The sequence below is a fragment of the Kocuria subflava genome (assembly GCF_012163155.1).
GTDB lineage: Bacteria > Actinomycetota > Actinomycetes > Actinomycetales > Micrococcaceae > Kocuria > Kocuria subflava.
Genome location: NZ_JAAVUN010000239.1, coordinates 1 through 525, shown reverse-complemented (window position 1 = coordinate 525; position 525 = coordinate 1). Strand labels below are relative to the sequence as shown.

Annotated in this window: 1 protein-coding gene; it reads left to right on the top strand. The window is 63.0% G+C overall.

Features of this window, described 5'->3' with window-relative positions:
- A partial coding sequence (locus tag GTW58_RS13960; protein WP_168023648.1) for an NADPH-dependent F420 reductase occupies positions 1-517 on the top strand: 517 nt, incomplete at its 5' end.
- Positions 518-525: the final 8 nt, after the last annotated feature.

Genomic DNA, 525 nt, shown 5'->3' with positions numbered 1-525 from the left:
CGCCTTGGCCTATCCCGATGCCGGTGCGTCCGCCGAGGTGGTGCTCAACGCCACTCACGGCGCCGTGTCCTTGCAAGCGCTGGAAGCAGTGGGTGCGGCGAACCTCAGCGGCAAGGTCATCGTGGACGTCGCGCTGCCGCTGGACATGTCCGAAGGCATGCCGCCCACGCTCACCGTGGCGAACACGGACAGCCTGGGCGAGCAGATTCAGCGGGCCTACCCCGATGCCCACGTGGTCAAGACTCTGAACACCGTGTTCTGTGAAGTCATGGTCGACCCGTCCAAGATCCCGGGCGATCACAACATCTTCCTGGCCAGTGACCACGAGGATGCAAAGGCTGTGGCGCTGGACATCCTGCACCAATTCGGCTGGAGCGACGACGTGATCATCGACCTGGGCGGCATCAAGCGAGCCCGTAGCTCGGAGATGTACATGCCGCTCTACTTCACGCTGGCGGGACTTGAAGGAACGTTCGAGGTCAACATTTCCGTCAAGCGGGCGGTGGCGTGGGGATGAACTTGGCT